General features: G+C 48.1%; 21 protein-coding genes. 20 read left to right on the top strand and 1 reads right to left on the bottom strand.

Translation table 11 applies throughout. The features are described 5' to 3' along the window. Positions 1 to 4: 4 nt before the first annotated feature. The 17 genes from spoIIIAC to ADS79_RS20490 all read left to right on the top strand — a co-directional run bounded on the left by spoIIIAC (position 5) and on the right by ADS79_RS20490 (position 12279). On the top strand, positions 5 to 208 hold the full coding sequence (gene spoIIIAC, locus ADS79_RS20570; protein ID WP_049740243.1) for a stage III sporulation protein AC: 204 nt from the start codon (positions 5 to 7) through the stop codon (positions 206 to 208). 13 nt (positions 209 to 221) lie between these two features. Further along, entirely contained in the window at positions 222 to 611 is a 390-nt protein-coding gene (spoIIIAD, locus tag ADS79_RS20565) for a stage III sporulation protein AD (RefSeq protein WP_005827266.1), read from the top strand. 17 nt (positions 612 to 628) lie between these two features. Then, the gene (gene spoIIIAE, locus ADS79_RS20560) at positions 629 to 1813 is read left to right on the top strand and encodes a stage III sporulation protein AE (RefSeq protein ID WP_049740242.1); all 1185 of its coding nucleotides are present in this window, start codon (positions 629 to 631) and stop codon (positions 1811 to 1813) included. A 9-nt stretch (positions 1814 to 1822) separates the two neighbouring features. Next, positions 1823 to 2494: a stage III sporulation protein AF gene (spoIIIAF, locus tag ADS79_RS20555; RefSeq protein ID WP_049740241.1), complete on the top strand. Its 672-nt coding sequence runs from the start codon at positions 1823 to 1825 to the stop codon at positions 2492 to 2494. 31 nt (positions 2495 to 2525) lie between these two features. Then, complete coding sequence (gene spoIIIAG / locus ADS79_RS20550) at positions 2526 to 3167, top strand: stage III sporulation protein AG (RefSeq protein WP_049740240.1); 642 nt, start codon at positions 2526 to 2528, stop codon at positions 3165 to 3167. Between the two features lie 13 nt (positions 3168 to 3180). Further along, positions 3181 to 3846 carry a SpoIIIAH-like family protein gene (locus ADS79_RS20545; protein ID WP_049740239.1) on the top strand — a complete coding sequence of 222 codons (666 nt, stop codon included), beginning with the start codon at positions 3181 to 3183 and terminating at the stop codon, positions 3844 to 3846. Between the two features lie 220 nt (positions 3847 to 4066). Then, positions 4067 to 4570 (top strand): acetyl-CoA carboxylase biotin carboxyl carrier protein, encoded by a 504-nt coding sequence (accB, locus tag ADS79_RS20540; protein ID WP_049740238.1) that lies wholly within the window; start codon positions 4067 to 4069, stop codon positions 4568 to 4570. A gap of 16 nt (positions 4571 to 4586) precedes the next feature. Beyond that, a complete protein-coding gene (gene accC / locus ADS79_RS20535) occupies positions 4587 to 5942 on the top strand; it encodes an acetyl-CoA carboxylase biotin carboxylase subunit (protein ID WP_049740237.1) in 1356 nt (451 codons plus the stop codon). A 67-nt stretch (positions 5943 to 6009) separates the two neighbouring features. Beyond that, positions 6010 to 6426 (top strand): Asp23/Gls24 family envelope stress response protein, encoded by a 417-nt coding sequence (locus ADS79_RS20530; protein WP_049740236.1) that lies wholly within the window; start codon positions 6010 to 6012, stop codon positions 6424 to 6426. A 117-nt stretch (positions 6427 to 6543) separates the two neighbouring features. Continuing rightward, entirely contained in the window at positions 6544 to 7101 is a 558-nt protein-coding gene (amaP, locus tag ADS79_RS20525) for an alkaline shock response membrane anchor protein AmaP (protein ID WP_049740235.1), read from the top strand. Between the two features lie 12 nt (positions 7102 to 7113). Continuing rightward, entirely contained in the window at positions 7114 to 7326 is a 213-nt protein-coding gene (locus tag ADS79_RS20520; RefSeq protein ID WP_049740234.1) for a DUF2273 domain-containing protein, read from the top strand. Between the two features lie 52 nt (positions 7327 to 7378). Next, complete coding sequence (gene nusB / locus ADS79_RS20515) at positions 7379 to 7783, top strand: transcription antitermination factor NusB (RefSeq protein WP_049740233.1); 405 nt, start codon at positions 7379 to 7381, stop codon at positions 7781 to 7783. An 18-nt stretch (positions 7784 to 7801) separates the two neighbouring features. Further along, positions 7802 to 8764, top strand: a complete 963-nt coding sequence (locus ADS79_RS20510) for a tRNA (adenosine(37)-N6)-threonylcarbamoyltransferase complex transferase subunit TsaD (protein WP_049740232.1) — start codon at positions 7802 to 7804, stop codon at positions 8762 to 8764. 88 nt (positions 8765 to 8852) lie between these two features. Beyond that, a complete protein-coding gene (folD, locus tag ADS79_RS20505) occupies positions 8853 to 9707 on the top strand; it encodes a bifunctional methylenetetrahydrofolate dehydrogenase/methenyltetrahydrofolate cyclohydrolase FolD (protein ID WP_049740231.1) in 855 nt (284 codons plus the stop codon). A gap of 70 nt (positions 9708 to 9777) precedes the next feature. Then, positions 9778 to 11157, top strand: coding sequence for an exodeoxyribonuclease VII large subunit (gene xseA, locus ADS79_RS20500; RefSeq protein ID WP_049740230.1), 1380 nt, complete (start codon positions 9778 to 9780; stop codon positions 11155 to 11157). Next, a complete protein-coding gene (gene xseB, locus ADS79_RS20495) occupies positions 11126 to 11377 on the top strand; it encodes an exodeoxyribonuclease VII small subunit (protein ID WP_049740229.1) in 252 nt (83 codons plus the stop codon). Before xseA ends, xseB begins: the two co-directional genes overlap by 32 nt. Then, positions 11377 to 12279 carry a polyprenyl synthetase family protein gene (locus ADS79_RS20490; RefSeq protein ID WP_049741083.1) on the top strand — a complete coding sequence of 301 codons (903 nt, stop codon included), beginning with the start codon at positions 11377 to 11379 and terminating at the stop codon, positions 12277 to 12279. The genes xseB and ADS79_RS20490 overlap by 1 nt, the downstream gene beginning before the upstream one ends. 102 nt (positions 12280 to 12381) lie before the next feature. On the opposite strand, the gene ADS79_RS20485 is transcribed toward ADS79_RS20490, so the two are convergent. Beyond that, entirely contained in the window at positions 12382 to 14076 is a 1695-nt protein-coding gene (locus ADS79_RS20485) for a M3 family oligoendopeptidase (protein ID WP_049740228.1), read from the bottom strand. Between the two features lie 253 nt (positions 14077 to 14329). On the opposite strand from ADS79_RS20485, the gene dxs reads away from it, so the two are divergent. From dxs to ADS79_RS20470, 3 genes are all read left to right on the top strand, one after another. Beyond that, on the top strand, positions 14330 to 16216 hold the full coding sequence (dxs, locus tag ADS79_RS20480; RefSeq protein ID WP_049740227.1) for a 1-deoxy-D-xylulose-5-phosphate synthase: 1887 nt from the start codon (positions 14330 to 14332) through the stop codon (positions 16214 to 16216). Further along, on the top strand, positions 16213 to 17031 hold the full coding sequence (locus ADS79_RS20475; RefSeq protein ID WP_049740226.1) for a TlyA family RNA methyltransferase: 819 nt from the start codon (positions 16213 to 16215) through the stop codon (positions 17029 to 17031). Before dxs ends, ADS79_RS20475 begins: the two co-directional genes overlap by 4 nt. Positions 17032 to 17142: 111 nt before the next feature. Continuing rightward, positions 17143 to 18000 (top strand): NAD(+)/NADH kinase, encoded by an 858-nt coding sequence (locus ADS79_RS20470; protein WP_049740225.1) that lies wholly within the window; start codon positions 17143 to 17145, stop codon positions 17998 to 18000. Positions 18001 to 18005 lie beyond the last annotated feature (5 nt).

Below are 18005 nucleotides of genomic sequence, written 5' to 3'. Positions count from 1 at the left end.
CACAGTGGATTTTGATTTGACACCTGTTTTCCAGATCGGAGCAGTAGGATTCATCACAGCCATCTTGCATACGGTTCTGAAGCAGGCGGGCAAGGAAGATATCGCGCACTGGGCTACACTCGTAGGATTCATTATCGTCCTGTATATGGTGTCGCACTACATCGGCGATCTATTTACCGAGGTAAAACGCGTCTTCCTGTTCAACTGAGGAGGGGCTGCAGATGGAGATCGTGCAAATCGTCGGACTTGGACTGGTGGCAACGATTCTTGCTTTGGTCATCAAAGAGCAGAAGCCGATGTTCGCCTTCCTCTTGGCTATCGCCAGCGGCGTCATTATCTTCTACTTTTTGGTTGGCAAGATAGCGGAAGTCATCCGCATTCTCGAACGGCTGGCAGTCCAGGCAGATTTGAACCTGGTGTTCCTGGAAACTATTTTGAAAATTATCGGAATTGCCTACATTGCTGAATTCGGTGCACAAATGACCAGAGATGCAGGACAAGGGGCAATCGCCTCGAAGATCGAGCTGGCGGGTAAGGTCTTGATTCTGGTCATGGCTGTGCCGATTATCCAAATCATCATTGAGACAGTCATCGACTTGTTGCCGGCGTGAGGGGAGGTGGGATGTCAGTGGCGCTTACACGCAAGTTGATCCTAGTCTTGTTCCTACTAATGCTCTTCCCGATTGAAAGTGTATTCGCTTCTGCTTCGCCCACTGCTGACCCGATTAATGAGATCGTCCAGCAGCAGGTTAGCCATTTGCAGCTAGAGAGAGTAGAGAAGTACTGGACTCAGCTCCAGAAAGATTACAAAGGCTATTTGCCCGACATCAAATCAGAAGGTTTTGTGCAGCTTTTGATGCATCAAGGTGAATTCAGCCTTTCAAGTGTGCTCCAAGGAATGGGCAAGTTCGTTTTTCATGAGATTTTGATGAATGGCAAGTTGCTTAGCTCCATTATCATCATCACCGTTTTCGCCATGATTTTGGAGACGATGCAGAACGCTTTTGAACGAAATGCCGTTTCTACTGTTGCCTATTCCATTGCTTATCTCGTTCTGATGGTGCTAGCCATTAACAGCTTCCACGTTGCGATCACCTATGCGAAGGACGCGATCGCGAACATGTCGGATTTCATGCTGGCCATGATTCCTCTAGTCATTGCGCTTCTTGCGTCAGTAGGCAATCTGGCAACAGCGACGATGTTTCATCCTTTGATCATTTTCATGATTAATATCAGTGGGATGATGATCTCGTACGTCGTGTTTCCGTTGTTATTTCTCTCAGCGATGCTCTCCATCGTCAGCCTGTTCTCGGAAAGGTACAAAGTAACACAGCTGGCTACTCTGCTTCGCAATATCGCTATGGGTGTGCTCGGTTCATTCCTGACCATATTTCTGGCGGTCATCTCCATCCAGGGAGCGACCTCGGCTGTAACAGATGGGGTGACTCTTCGAACCGCCAAATACATTACCGGAAACTTCATCCCGATTGTCGGGCGAATGTTTTCTGATGCAGCAGATACTGTCCTCAATGCATCCTTACTCGTTAAAAACGCAGTAGGTCTAGCTGGGGTTTTGATCTTAATCACGCTGTGCGCTTTTCCGGCATTAAAAATTTTGGTACTGGCCCTGATCTACAACATATCCTCTGCCGTACTGCAACCACTGGGGAACAGTCCGATCATCAGCGCACTCGGAACGATTGGAAAAAGCCTTTTGTTCGTTTTCGCAGCGCTGGCAACAGTCGGACTCATGTTCTTCCTGGCCATTACCATCATTATCGCAGCGGGTAACATCTCTATGATGGTTCGGTAGGTGATACAGATGACATGGTTAACCTTATGGCTAAAAAAAATCATCCTACTTGTCCTTTTGGCAGCCTTTCTCGATCTGATCCTGCCGAATACGACACTCCAGCGTTACGTCAAGATGGTGATGGGTCTGATTCTCTTGCTGACGATCATCTCTCCAGTCTTCTCTCTGTTTAGTCTTTCGCAGGAGGATATTGCCTTTCGACTGGATCGCTACCAGCAGCAATTAAACAAACCTGCGGATGCCGAGTGGAAACGGATTACCGACAAGCTTTTGGGACAGCAAAATGAACAAATGACCGCTTATGTGCAAAACCAGGTTGCGGCTGGTGTGAAGGCCAGGGTGAAGGAAGCGTATGGAGTGGAGGTGCAGGATGTTGCCGTCACCGTAAATACCCAAAATCCCGATGAGCCAAAGCTGGCAAAAATCGAGCTTGTACTAGGTGAACCAAAAGAGGATAAGCCGAATGGGCAGGTTCCAATTGAGACCGTGAAACCAATTCAGCCTGTCGAGATCACGGTAGGTGAAAAGGTAGAGGAAAAGCCAAAACAGGAAATGGCAGCGAGCGCACAGCAGAACAACCCGATGCTAGCCCAAATTTCTAACGATATTGCCATGCAGTGGGGACTTGCCAAAGACCAGGTTGTCGTCGTGGACGAGTCTCACCAAGGAGAAAAACAATAACGGAAGGGTCCGAAGAAGCGAGGTGAGAGAGATGCTGGAAAGGCTAAAGAAGCTGTGGGAAGGCAATAGCGGAAGCAAAAAGCTGAAGCCATTCCACTACTTGATTGTCATATTGGGAGTAGGGATTGCCGCTATGATTCTGACAGACTTTCTCGCTGTGGAAAAAGATAAGGCACCCCTCGGATTTGGTGTCTCCACCAATGAATCGGGCGGTTCTCCAAGTGGAGATTCAGCCACTCCCGTTTTAGGAAGCTCACCCGCTACGGATATCATCGCTGAGTACGAAAATATTTATGAATCACAGCTGCGGGATATTTTGGGGAGCGTAGTTGGGGTTGGGGGGGTGGAGGTCATGGTCAATTTAGAATCCACGCCTGAACTCGTCGTAGAAAAAAACCGGAACATGCGGTCTTCCACCAATCAGGAAATGGACAAGGAAAAGGCGACTCGCAATCAAAATGACCAGACCCGAGATGAGCAGTTGGTCATCATCCAGGGCGGCAAGCAAGACCAACCCGTCGTCGTGAAAACGCTGAAACCTCGCGTTCGCGGCGTCCTGGTGGTAGCAAAGGGTGCTGATAACATTCAGGTGAAAGCGTGGATCACCGAAGCTGTTCAAAAGGTTTTAGACGTTCCCGCTTACAAGATATCCATTTTGCCCAAAAAAGGGTAGGAGGTAATGGCAAATGATTCTGCGGAAACAAACAGTGTGGTTGTTGACAATGCTAGCTGTCATGGTGGTACTTTCGGGTTATTATTTAGTGAAGGGACCTACGGACCAGGTGCCCACCTCGGGAAATCAGCAGGCTGTTCAAAAGCAGGAACAGATTTCTGGAGTCGTGGTTGAATCCAAGCAAGTAGAGCAAGCTCCTCAAGCTACACCAGTCGATGCAAAAAACAACAAGCAGGAAGCTACAGCACAGCCTGCAAATACGCCAGCCACTCCTGATTTATCGAAGCAAACAGCAGGAAATGCAGTGCTACCAGTCGCTGATACAACAAGCGAGATTTTCCAAGGCTATAAAATGAAACGAGAAGCACAGGTGCAGCAGCAAAAGGATGAGCAGCTCGCGATCATGAGCAATGCCGACTCCACACCACAAGCAGTAGCAGAAGCCAAAGCAAAATACGAAGAGCTTTCTTCACAGGACAACGCTACAATGACGGTAGAGGAAATGCTCAAAGCAAGTGGCTACCAGGATGCAGTCGTGTTTGTCCAGGATGATAAAGTAACAGTCATCGTACAAAAAGACAAATTGAGCGCTAACGAAGCTGTGGAAATCATCGCACACGTCAAACAGCATTTGAATGTTCCTGCTACGAATATCAACGTTCAGTTTAAGAGCTCTTGAGTGAATGCCAGCAAATCTCAAGTACGAATCACCGTTATAACAGGCACTCAAAACGGGCATGATTGTAAGGATTTCCTCGCTTCTTCTGGATAAGAAGAGGGGAAATCCTTTCTTGACGTGGTCTAGGCAAAAAGCTACCATGGATTTATGGTTTGCCATAAGGATACATAAATGACTCCCTGAATCTTGATTGAAACAAACGAAGGAGTGCTTGTTCGTAATGAAAATTCATGAAATCCGCGAAATTATTAAGTTGATTGATCAATCTTCCATTAATGAATTCAAACTGGAATCTGACGGAACAAAAGTAACGCTCAGAAAATCCGGCGCCACAGAAACAGTTGTCGTTACACAAGCTGCTGTACAAGCTCCTGTGGCAGCGCAATTAGCAGTTGCTCCAGCGCCAACAGTGCAAGCAGTAGCAGCACCAGTTGTAGCAGAAGCACCAAAAGCTACTCCGGTAGCAGTAGCAGACGATGCAAACCTGCACAAAATTGTTTCTCCAATGGTAGGAACATTTTATAGCTCACCAGAACCAGGCAAACCAGCATATGTTCAAGCAGGCGACAAAGTGAATGCGAGCAAAGTTGTTTGCATCGTAGAAGCGATGAAGCTGTTTAACGAGATTGAAGCAGAAGTAACAGGCGAGATTGTAAAAGTATTAGTAGAAGACGGCCAATTGGTTGAATACGGTCAACCATTGTTTTTGGTGAAGCCAGAATAAGGTGGAGGAGAGCGAAATGTTTCAAAAAGTATTGATTGCCAATCGCGGGGAGATTGCGGTACGGGTTATCCGTGCTTGTCGCGAGCTGGGCATTCGTACGGTCGCTGTCTACTCCGAAGCGGATCGTGAGGCGCTTCATGTCAAACTGGCCGACGAAGCCTATTGTATTGGTCCAAAGGCATCCAAAGAAAGCTATTTGAACATAGCGAACATCATGAGCGTAGCGACCAAGGTTGGAGCGGATGCGATCCATCCGGGCTACGGCTTTTTGGCGGAAAACGCTGATTTTGCCGAGATTTGTGCTGCGTGCAATATTACCTTTATTGGACCGGACCCAGAAGCGATTGTTAAAATGGGTGACAAGTCTACTGCCAAAGATACGATGAAAACAGCTGGCGTACCAACAGTACCAGGTACAGAAGGCTTGATTGAGGATATAGCGGGCGCGGTCGAAACAGCAAATGCAATCGGCTATCCAGTCATGGTTAAGGCAACAGCAGGTGGCGGCGGACGCGGAATGCGTGTTGCAGTAGATGACGAAGACTTGGAAAAAGCCATTCGTCAGGCACAAAATGAAGCAAAAACAGCGTTTGGCAATGCGGGTGTGTACCTAGAAAAGTTCGTAGAAGGTCCACGCCACGTAGAAATCCAGATCATGGCAGACAAGCATGGAAATGCTGTCTATCTGGGTGAACGTGATTGCTCTATTCAACGACGTCATCAAAAGCTGATCGAAGAAGCGCCATCGCCTGCCTTGAGCGAGGAGACCCGCCAGCAGATGGGCGAAGCCGCCGTGGCTGCTGCGAAAGCTGTTTCCTACCACGGAGCGGGTACAGTAGAGTTTTTGCTTGATAAACATGGAAAATTCTACTTCATGGAAATGAATACACGCATTCAAGTAGAGCATCCTGTAACTGAGCTGGTAACGGGAATCGACCTGATCAAGGAACAGCTAACTGTTGCGTACGGACAGCCGCTGTCATTCACGCAAGAGGACATCAAGCTCGATGGCTGGGCGATTGAATGCCGAATCAATGCGGAGAATCCTGCGAAAAACTTTATGCCATCTCCAGGACGTATTACCGAATACCTGGCTCCAGGTGGCTTCGGGGTTCGCGTGGATAGCGCAGCTTATTCCGGATATGCAATCCCGCCTTATTATGACTCCATGATCGCAAAGCTGATCGTCTGGGGCAAAGACCGTGATGAAGCGATCGAGAGAATGAAGCGCGCGCTCGGTGAATTTGTGGTGGAAGGAATTACGACAACGATTCCGTTCCACTTGAAAGTACTCGATCATGAAGTGTTTGTCAGTGGACAATTTGACACCAAGTTTTTGGAGCTGTATGATCTGAATCTTGGTGAGGAGTAAGGGCTGATTTGTAAAAAAACGGTGCTCTTGCTATAATGTAATACAAATCTAAAGGGAGGTGCGAAGCATGGAAGAGTTTACTCCAGATTTAGATAGAACGGAGCTTGGGAAAGTTCAGATCGCTCCCGAAGTGCTGGAAGTGATCGCGGGCATGGCTGCTTCCGAGGTTGAAGGCGTAGCACAAATGAGCGGCGGTTTCGTAGGAGAAATAGCTGAACGATTGGGCCGTAAAAATATTGCACGAGGCGTTCGTGTGGAAGTAGGTTCCCGTGAAGCTGCGGTTGATGTTTCGATTATCGTGAAATATGGACACCGAATTCCCGATGTTGCTCGAAATATTCAAGATAGTGTGCGTAATGCGATCGAGGGCATGACTGGTCTTTCGGTGGTTGAGGTAAACGTACATATCGTCGACGTAGAGCTGAAAGCCGAAGAAAAAGCGCCAGCGCCTGCTGTAGTGGAAGATTACCAGCGCGTGCGTTAACATGCAGCGGATGGATGCCCCCTACTAACAGGGGGCATTTTGCTCATTCAAATTGCGCTTTTGTCATATGTGCCTTGTTTGTCTCCCCTACAAACTTGGCTTAAAGGAGAGATGCACGTGAATTTGTTTGACCGCTTTATCTTGACGATTTACAGCTTTGCTCTGATCATCCTGTCTTGCATCGCCATCACCGCGTTTAGCGGTTGGATTTCTCCAGATGTATTTGCTCCTTATATTGATCAAATGCTAGCTGGGACTAACATCACGTATCTCATCGTTGCGATTATTTTCCTCGTTGTCAGTCTTCGTTTCTTCTTCAGTTCCTTCCGCAGAAGCAAGCCAAAAGTGGAACGCGGCATACGCCAGCGTAGTGAGCTGGGGGAGGTCAATATTACGATTCAGACGATCCAAACCATTGCTGAGCGTGCTGCGAGACGAGTAAAAGGTGTTCGTGATATGAAGACCACAGTCAAAGCTTTGGAAAGTGGCAATATCATTACCTTGCGTGTCTCAGTGGATGGGGAAACGCCTTTGCCTGATTTGACACAACAACTGCAGGCTGGTGTAAAAGAGCAAGTGGAAGGCATTGCTGGGGTTGTTATTTCCGAGGTAGAGGTAGTTGTTACGGAAGTGGCTCAGCAAGAAAACTACGCGGCTCGCAAGCGTGTGGAATAGAAGGTGAACGCCATGTTATGGGAGTTATTGTGGGAGCATAAGGGGAAGCTAATGGGGGTTCTGGCCGGACTTTTTTTCGGTATCATCTACCTTCTCGTCGGCTTTTGGGATACACTGGTGTTTGTTGTGTTTGTCGGAACCGGCTACTACATTGGCCGTAAATTGGATCATAAAGAAGATTTGCGGGAGATCCTTGATCGGATTCTGCCAGGCAAGTTCCGGTGATTACGTCCGGAGGGATGATCTCCGGGCTCACTTTAATTAGTAGGTGAATGGAATGAAACGAAGAACAGCACGAGAAAAAGCAGTCCAATGTCTATTCCAAATTGACATGGCTGAAGTCCCAGTGAATGAAGCGGTTGCGCTGGTTATGGAAGAATCCGAAGAAAACGCGCAATATTTGCGTTATCTTCTCGACGGAGTCTTGACTAACCTCACAGAGATTGATGCAGAAATCAAGAAGTATTTGCGTGGCTGGCAATTAGAGAGAATTGCGAATGTAGACCGCGCTATTCTTCGCCTCGCTTTCTATGAGATTATGTTTGAAGCAGAAACTCCTGACAAGGTCGTTATGAACGAAGCGATCGAGATTGCCAAGCTGTTCAGTGACGAGCAGTCCCATCGCTACATTAACGGTGTCTTGTCCAGCTTCTTGCAGACTCGTGAGACGGCACAGGCGTAACAGGCAGGAGATACAAGCATGACTAAGGTAATGTTAGGCATTGATACGAGCAATTACCGGACATCGCTGTGCTTGGCTCAGGAAGACGGCCGGATTGTGGCAGAAGCAAAACGCCTCCTGAAAGTAAAGGAAGGAAAACGCGGTCTGCAGCAGTCTGAAGCCGTCTTTCAGCATGTGATGAACTTACCAGAGCTAAGCGAGCAGATGAAGTGGATGGATTATGAGATCGAAGCAGTATGTGTCAGCGAGAAGCCTCGCCCTGTAGATCAATCCTATATGCCAGTTTTCAAGGTAGGAGAAGGCTTGGCTAAATCATTAGCGACCTATTTGCGTGTCCCGCTCCATCTCACCACACACCAGGAAGGACACATCGCAGCAGGGGAATATACGGCAGAAGTGCGTCCCGAGGAAAACCGCTTTTTGGCTGTGCATTTGTCTGGCGGAACCAGTGAGCTTTTATTGTGTGATCGCTTGGATTCGGGATATTCGATCGAAAAGGTAGGAGGAACGATTGACCTCCATGCAGGACAATTGGTAGACCGTATCGGGGTCGCGCTAGGGATGTCATTTCCGGCGGGGCCACAATTAGAAGAGCTCGCCAAGCAGTCTACGGGAGAGTTTCGGGTTTCTTCCGCGGTTGATGGCTTATCATTCAGCTTTTCAGGACCAGAAGCATCATTGCTGCGGGCATTGGGTGCAGAAGCGGCGAGTCATGCAGATATTGCGCGTGCGACAGAGCAGTGCATCGCCAATACGTTGGAAAAGGCTTTGCGCAACGCTGTCGGTCAAGGCTTGCCAAAAGACATTTTGATCGTTGGAGGAGTAGCGGCGAATCAGTACATGCGTGAACGCTTGATTAAGCGTCTCGAGCACCCTGCTGTGAAAGCGAAATTATACTTCTGTGACCCTGTTTATTCGGGAGATAATGCTTACGGTGTTGCTATGCTAGGATGGATGAAGCAAAAAACGAACATTAAATAATGATGAACTTTTTATGATTCGGCTTTACAGCTATTCGCTAAATCGGTACACTTAATGTATCGACGTAAATGAAGGAGGCTTTTTCTCCATGGCTGCAACCATTCTCCAAGGAAAAGAAGTAGCGCAAAGTATTCGTACCGAGTTGGCGACCGAAGTTGCTGATCTGAAAAAACAAGGGATTATCCCGGGATTGACCGTAGTGTTAGTGGGAGATGACCCTGCGTCTCATTCGTATGTACGCGGAAAGTCCAAAGGCTGCGAGGAAGTCGGCATCCGTTCTGAGCTGATTTTGAAGGATGCTTCGACTACAGAGGAAGAATTGCTTTCGATCATCCAAGGTTTGAACGAAAATCCGAACGTTAACGGGATTTTGGTTCAACTCCCTCTGCCAGCTCACATCTCCGAGAGCGCTGTGATTGAAGCAATCCATCCGGAAAAAGACGTGGACGGTTTTCATCCGATTAGCGTAGGCAACATGGTGCTGGGAAATGAAACCATGCTACCTTGCACACCGCATGGCATCATCGAATTAATTAAACGCACAGGTACCGAGATTGCAGGCAAGCATGCTGTTGTCATCGGTCGCAGCAACATTGTCGGGAAGCCAGTGTCCCTCCTTTTGCAGCAAGAAAACGCAACAGTCACAATGTGTCATTCTCGCACGCAAAATTTGGAGGAGCATACGCGAAGAGCGGATATTCTCGTGGTTGCAACGGGCAAGGCCCATATGATCGGAAAAGAACACGTGAAACCAGGTGCTGTTGTGATTGATGTCGGAGTCAATCGTATTGAAACAGGAAAGCTTGTCGGTGACGTCAAATTTGACGAAGTGCAAGAGGTAGCGAGCTTCTTGACACCTGTTCCCGGCGGTGTAGGCCCGATGACCATCACGATGCTTTTGAAAAACACAGTTTCGGCGGCAAAAAAGCAAGCAAAACGATAACAGTACCTGCTACTTATGGAAATGGATAGGGCGCCACTGCTTTATCCATTTCTTTTCTATGGGAGGGCGTATGGCTGTTCAAAACATTTTATCTGTCAGTGATTTAAATCGGTTTATAAAGCATGTTCTGGAAAAGGAAGCGTATTTGCAGGATGTCTGGGTGAGAGGGGAAATCTCGAACTTTACCCACCACTCCAGCGGGCATATGTACTTTACACTCAAGGATAAGACTTCACGAATCAAGGTCGTGATGTTCGCTAGCTACAATCGGTTTGTACGCTTTATTCCGAAGGATGGCACGAAAACAATTGTTCGAGGTTCTATTTCTGCCTTTGAGCGGGATGGAGCGTATCAGCTATATGCAAAAGAGATGCAGCCGGATGGTCTTGGATCTCTTTATTTGGCATTTGAGCAATTGAAGGAAAAGCTTGCATCGGAAGGACTATTTGCAGCAGAAAGAAAACGGTTGCTTCCTCGTTTTCCGAAAAAAGTAGGGGTCGTTACCTCTCCGACAGGCGCAGCGATTCGCGATATCTGCACAACCATTCGGCGCAGATATCCGCAAGCACAAATCGTATTGGCACCTGCCGTCGTCCAAGGTGTTGACGCACCAGGCTCGATCATTTCAGCCATCCGAATTATCAATCAGCAGCCAGATATCGATGTGCTGATTGTGGGACGAGGTGGCGGTTCCATCGAAGAGCTGTGGGCTTTCAATGATGAGCTGGTAGCAAGGGCGATTGCGGGATCGACTATCCCTGTGATTTCGGCAGTCGGTCATGAAACGGATGTGACAATCGCTGACTTTGTAGCGGATGTACGAGCGGCAACGCCAACTGCAGCAGCTGAGTTAGCTGTCCCTCACTACCTGGAATGGGTTGAGCGCGTCAAGCAATTTGATAGTCGCATATACCGTGCTGTTCAAAACCGACTTACCGCAGAAAGAAAGCGTTTGGAGCGACTGGAGAGCTCATACGCGATGCGTCAACCGCAGCGGAGATTAGAAGAATCAGCCGAACGTTTGGACCGAGCACATTTGCGGATGCGTCAAGCGATGAAGCATTTGCTGGAGCGAAGACGTGAACGCTTTGAACGAATCGATGGTCAGCTAAAGCGCTACAAGCTCGTGGACCGGATCGGGGAGCGGCGCAGGGCGGTATCGACCATTCGGGCACGGCTCGACGAAAGATTTCGCGGACAACTCACGCAAAAGAAAATGTCATTTGCCGCTCGCGTCGCGCAGCTCGATGCACTTAGTCCGCTGAAGGTCATGCAGAGAGGCTTTTCCTTGGTGTATACAGGTGAAACTTTGGTGAAATCCGTAGAGCAGTTTGCTCCCGGAGACGAGCTCATGGTACGATTAAAAGATGGTAGTGCGACTGCACGTGTGGAACAGATTAATCGGGAGGAGAAACACAATGGCTCGCAAGAAAACAGACCAAGAGAATGACATGCAGTTTGAAGAAGCGATGAAACGTCTCGAAGAAGTTGTGAATCGCCTGGAAGAAGGAGAAATTCCTTTGGAAGAGGCCATTACCCTTTACCAGGAAGGGGTAACGCTTTCCAGGATTTGCGGCCAGAAACTGGATGCCATTGAGGCCAAAATTGTTCAGCTCGTAGAAGAGGATGGACAGCTCAAGCAAAAGGCTTTTCGGGTGGAAGGGGAATGATGATCACAGTGGATACATTCCAAGCCTACCTGAAAGAAAAGATTTCTTTTATCGAGAACAATCTGGTGCCAGCTCTGGAACAGCAGGGTGTTCCTTCTGCCTTGTACGAATCCATGAAATATTCGCTGATGGCGGGTGGAAAACGGCTGCGTCCGATGCTGGTTTTAGCGGTTCTTGAGGCCTTGGACAAGCCGATCGAGCGCGGTATTCCATTTGCGGTTGCGCTAGAAATGATACATACGTACTCCCTTATTCACGATGATTTGCCTGCGATGGATGACGATGATTTGCGACGTGGCAAGCCAACAAACCACAAGGTGTTTGGTGAGGCCACAGCGATTTTGGCTGGAGATGCTCTTCTGACACGAGCGTTCTCGCTCATTGCTGAACAATATGGGGAGCGTGCGGATGTCTCGGCATCGACGACAGTCAAGCTGATTGCGGAGCTCGGCAAGCGTGCTGGTGCTACCGGGATGGTCGGAGGACAAATGGCTGACATCGAGGGCGAGACGAAACAACTCAACCTGGAGCAATTGGAATTCATTCATCGTCACAAGACAGGTGATTTGCTCATAGCAGCTCTGCGTGGTGGTGGATATCTGGCGGAAGCAACGGAAGCACAGATGGATGCCCTGACGAGGTATGGCGTCTGCATTGGACTCGCATTCCAGATTCAGGACGATATTCTGAATGTCGAGGGGGACGCGTCAGAACTAGGCAAGGCAGTTGGCAGTGATGCGGATCGTCAAAAAGCTACATACCCTTCCTTGCTTGGACTGGCTGAATCCAAGAAACGTTTGCTTGCCTTGATTGAAGAAGCGAAGGCTGCGCTTGCAGAAGCGGGAATCGAGCATTCGGCACTCAGTCCACTCGCAGATTATGTGCGGAATCGGAATAAATAGGAAAAAGCTGGCGTCCAGAAGTGGAAAGCCAGCTTTTTCTGTGAGAAACGTCTCGGCGTTTTTCATAAAAGTGACGTGATCGTTTGGTTTGGTTGAGGAGCTTTACAATCGCTTGTCATCTACAGCTTGTAACCAGCTTTCAATTTCACCAATGACTGATTGGATGCAGCCATCCTCAAAAGGCGAATACAGCTTTGCAAAGGCAACCAGCTCGGTAAACGATTTGCTGCCCCCCTCTTTACATAAAGCCAGATAGTCGCTCCATGCTTGATCGGCATTATCTTGCGCACGTTTCCAAAATTGGAAGGCGCAGATTTGGGCGAGAGTGTAATCGATGTAGTAGAATGGATCGCGGTAAATGTGGGCTTGCTGCTGCCAATAGCCGCCTGCTTCCAAAAACGCATTCTCATCGTAATTACGGTAAGGCAGATACTTGCGCTCAATTTCACGCCAGGTCTCTTTGCGTTCCTGCGGGCTCATTTCGGGCTTTTCATACACAGCATGCTGATATTCATCCACAGCGACGCCATACGGGATGAAGAGGAGAGCACCGCTCAAGTGATCAAACTTATATTTCTGTGTGTCCTCTTCAAAAAACAGCTCCATCCACGGCCAGGTCAAAAACTCCATGCTCATCGAATGAATTTCGCAGGCCTCGTATGTCGGGAAATGATACTCGGGAACTTCATATCGGCGGCTCACATACACCTGAAAAGCATGCCCAGCTTCATGAGTCAGTACGTCGATATCTCCCGATGTTCCGTTAAAATTGGAGAAAATAAAAGGAAGCTTGTAGTGGCTCATATACGTGCAATAGCCGCCGCTTGCCTTTCCTTTTTTGCTTACCAAATCGAGACAATCATTCTCTAACATAAAGGTAAAAAATTCGTTCGTTTCATCAGATAATTCTGCGTACATCCGTTTCCCGTTATTCACGATCCATTCTGGCGACCCTTTTGGAGTTGGATTGCCTGTAGCAAAACCAAAATCCAAATCGTAATACTTCATAGAATCAACGCCAATGCGCTCACGCTGTCTTTCGATCAGCTTTGTCGCAACAGGAACGATGTGCTCATGTACCTGTGCACGGAATGCGGCAACCATGTCGGCATTGTAGTCGGTCCGATTCAAGCGTGCATAAGCAAGCTCGACGAAATTGGCAAATCCAAGTTTGGTGGCGATTCGCGATCGTACCTTAACCAGGCTGTCATATATACGATCCAATTCCGCAGTATGCTGCTCCAAAAATTCGTACTTGGCTTCAAAGGCACGCTTGCGCAGCTGTCTGTCCGTCGACTTTTGGAAAGGAATCAGTTGCGGGAGATTGCGTTCCTCGCCTTCAAACATGATCTTGGCAGAAGCAATTAAAGCGGTGTATTGACTCGTCAAGCGATTTTCTTCCTGAAGATCGGCTACTACGTCAGGGGAGAACGTGCGCAAGGTGGTTTCCGCTAGCCGAAACAACTGGGCTCCCCACTTGTTCTCAAGCTCTGTCCGATAAGCAGAGTGGACGATCGCATCGTAGTAACGAGAGATGAGCCCTTGGTACAAGGGACTTGCTTCATCCCAATAATCCTGCTCAGCTTTGTAAAAAGGGTCCTCCGTATTGATGGTGTGCCGGATTTGCGCCACTTCCCGAGCGGTTTCTACCTCCTGGCGCAATTCAATCAACTGTCCCATTGCCTTATCTTGTTCTTCAAAGCTTGTTGCCTGCTGAAACGCATCTAACAAGCCCGTAAATTGCGTTTCAACTTGTTCCATGTCTACACGGCTGTATGTAATCTCTGTGAACTTCATGGGGTCACACCTCACTTTTTCCGAATTTGTCGATCCATTTTATTTTAACAGAATTTGGTGTTTTTGCGCAGTCAGAGGATACATATGGAGGAAAAGTGGTGTTTTTAATAAGAAACCGTTATAATGAATCAAGTTGAAATTAAGCGGAGGAAAGGCTTTATTGAATAAAAAAGAGCCGAGTTTTCCATTGGCCGGATTGAATTGCAGCATGCACAATCGCCGGAGAACGAACAGTTGAAAGTGAGGAATACCAATGCTGCTTACTTCTATAAATGATCCTCAGGACCTAAAAAAATGTACAGTGCCACAGCTCTATTCGCTGGCAACTGAAATCAGACAATTTCTCGTGGAGACGCTGTCTCAGACAGGGGGACATCTGGCTCCAAATCTGGGCGTAGTCGAGCTGACCATGGCGTTGCATTATGTATTCGATAGCCCAAAGGACAAGTTGATTTGGGATGTAGGGCATCAAGCCTATGTACATAAAATGCTGACTGGTCGCAGGGAGATGTTTCCGACACTGCGTCAATACAAAGGACTGTGTGGATTTCCGAAAATGGTGGAGAGTCCACATGATGTTTGGGAAACCGGACACAGTAGTACATCGTTATCCGCGGCGATGGGGATGGCTACTGCCCGGGATTTGAAAAAGGAAAAAAATCATGTTGTGGCAGTCATCGGTGACGGTGCCTTGACAGGCGGAATGGCTCTGGAAGCCTTGAATCACATCGGGCATGAAAATAAAAATGTCATTGTTGTCTTGAATGACAATGAGATGTCGATCGCTCCAAATGTTGGTGCCCTACACAATTACTTGGGCAAGATCCGTTCGACTGAAAACTATCGCTGGGCCAAGGACGAGGTGGAAGCAATACTCAAGTCCATCCCTGCTGTTGGCGGCAAGCTGGCGAATATGGCAGAAAGATTCAAGGACAGCATGAAGTATTTGCTCGTTTCGGGCGTTCTATTCGAAGAGCTGGGCTTTACTTATATCGGACCCATTGATGGTCATAATATGGAGCTTTTGCTCGATACATTGAAAACGGCAAAGCAAACAAAAGGTCCTGTCTTGATTCATGCGATTACGAAAAAGGGATTAGGTTATGCGCCAGCAGAGGCAGATTCCGTCAAATGGCATGGAATCGGTACCTACAAGATCGAATCAGGCGATACACCAAAGTCAGCACCGACCTACACATCCGTTTTTGCGGATACGATGATAAAACTGGCGGGTGAAGACAATTCGATTGTTGCTGTGACTCCTGCGATGCCTGCAGGCTCCGGACTGATTCCGTTTGGTCAAAAGTTCCCGGATCGCTTGTTTGATGTCGGAATTGCCGAGCAGCATGCATGTACGTTTGCAGCGGGATTGGCTACCCAAGGATTGAAGCCGGTCCTGGCGATTTACTCCACGTTCCTGCAAAGGGCTTACGATCAGCTGATACATGACGTTGCACGCCAAAAGCTCAATGTTACGTTTGCAGTAGACCGTGCAGGGCTGGTTGGAGCAGATGGAGAAACGCATCAGGGCATGTACGATATTGCTTTCATGCGCGTCATCCCGAATATGGTCATCATGGCACCGAAGGATGAAAATGAATTGCGTCATATGATGAAAACGGCTTCTGTCTACGAAGACGGTCCGATCTCGTATCGCTATCCTCGTCTGCCTGCTCGTGGGGTTCCATTGGATGAGGAGCTGCAAGTGCTGCCAATCGGTAAAGCCGAAATCGTTCGAGAAGGAAAGCATGTCGCCATTCTCTCGTTCGGTCATGTGTTCGAGCTGGCAGAACAGGCGGTCAATCAGCTTCAGACAGAAGGGATCAAGCCGATGCTGATTAATGCACGCTTCTGCAAGCCATTGGACGAGGATCTGCTGTTCCGTCTGGCTCAAGAAGGATACGATATCGTTACGGTAGAAGAAGGCAGCGAAATGGGTGGCTTCGGGAGTGCGGTCATTGAATGCTATAACCGTGCCGGGTATCATGGCATGAATGTACAAGTGATTGCTGTCGATGATTATTTTGTTGAGCATGGCAGCGTTAAGGAACAGCGTAATGAAGTAGGACTCACAGCGGAGAAAATTGCTTCTCGTGTGCGTACCCTGTTACCAATTTCGAAGGGCGTAGTGGAAGCATGAGCATAAGAAAAGAGAGAATTGATGTCCTCCTGGTAGAGCGAGGACATTATGAGACACGAGAAAAAGCCAAAGCAGCTGTAATGGCAGGTCTTGTTCAGGTCGCAAATGAGCGCTGTGACAAGCCAGGGACAAAATTTCCCGAGGATGTAGCCATTACCGTAAAAGGCGAGGTCCACCCTTACGTAAGTCGCGGTGGATTGAAGCTGGAAAAGGCACTCAAGGTATTTGAATTGAACCTGACTGATAAAGTCATGATGGACATCGGGTCATCAACCGGTGGATTTACAGATTGTGCGCTGCAAAACGGGGCAAAGCTCGTGTACGCCATTGATGTTGGCTACGGACAGCTCGCATGGAGCCTGCGCCAGGATGAGCGTGTCGTCGTGATGGAGCGAACCAACTTCCGGCATATGGACCCGGATGCTTTTGCTGGTGAGCTGCCTGATGCGGCATCCATTGATGTTTCGTTTATTTCTCTGAAACTCATTCTTCCTGTTTTGTACCGTTTTTTAAAGCAAGATGGAGATGTCGTTGCTCTGGTTAAGCCACAATTTGAAGCTGGCAAGGAAAAGGTCGGCAAGAACGGAATTGTACGTGAGCCTGAAATTCATGAAGCAGTGCTGACCGATATTGGACAATTTGCCAGCGGCCTAGGCTTTGCCTTAAAGGGTGTAGACTTTTCGCCGATAACAGGTGGAGAAGGAAATATCGAATTCGTCATGCATCTGCAAAAAAATGACACAGGAATGAATTCGGAAACCTGGTTGCAGTGTGTGACAGAGGTAGTTGCCTCTGCTCATGCCAAGCTGAAATAAAAAGAAAACAAAAGCCTCGGGCGTAAATGTACAAACGAGGCTTTTTATTTATGCATGAAAAGTTGTATACTTGTATAAGGATTTCCAACCAACGAGTTTGGGGTGGGCCATATGAAAAAAATTGGAATTATAGCTAACAAAGGAAAACCTGAGGCACGCATTGTCGCACGGGAGCTGCTTTATTTAATCGAGGTCAGAGGCGCACATGTTCTCTTGGATGAGAATATTGCATCTGATCTGGGGCGTGCCGATTTGGGGGCTTCCATAGAGGATATAGGAAGAGAAACCGATCTGGTATGTGTCCTGGGCGGTGATGGAACCCTTCTAGGAATTGCTCGCCAGCTGGCAGGCAGATCCATTCCGATGTTTGGTATTAATCTGGGAACTCTCGGGTTCTTATCCGAAGCGGAGCCAGATCATTTGCCACATGCTGTGGATAATTTGCTCTCTGGAAAGTACGATATAGAAGAGCGAGCGATGCTGGAGGCGTCCCTCGTCCGTAAAGGAACGACTTTAGGAACGTATACTGCGATGAATGACATCGGTATCGCCAAAGGCTCTTTCTGTCGGATTATCCAGTGTGCGGTATACTTAGATGATGCTTATGTAGCGACTTTTAGCGGGGATGGTGTCATCGTATCTACCCCTACTGGCTCGACTGCCTATTCATTGTCAGCAGGTGGGCCGATTGTAGCGCCAAATGTGGACATGCTATTACTGACACCTGTCGCACCGCATTCATTGACAGCACGTCCAATGGTATTATCCAGCGATCAGGTCATTCGTGTGGAAGTAGATGCGATCCATCAGGAGATGGGGCTTTCCATCGATGGACAGTTTGGATACCGTCTAGAGGGCGGGGATCACATCTACATTAAAAAGTCTCCATTTGTGACACCATTAATCAGGTGGAAAAAAGGCGGCTTTTTCGAGGCAATTCGAACGAAATTACAAGGGGAATGGGAGTAATCCAT

Origin of the sequence: Brevibacillus reuszeri (assembly GCF_001187725.1) — a bacterium.
GTDB classification, from domain to species: domain Bacteria; phylum Bacillota; class Bacilli; order Brevibacillales; family Brevibacillaceae; genus Brevibacillus; species Brevibacillus reuszeri.
This window is presented reverse-complemented; position numbering and strand designations above follow the sequence as displayed.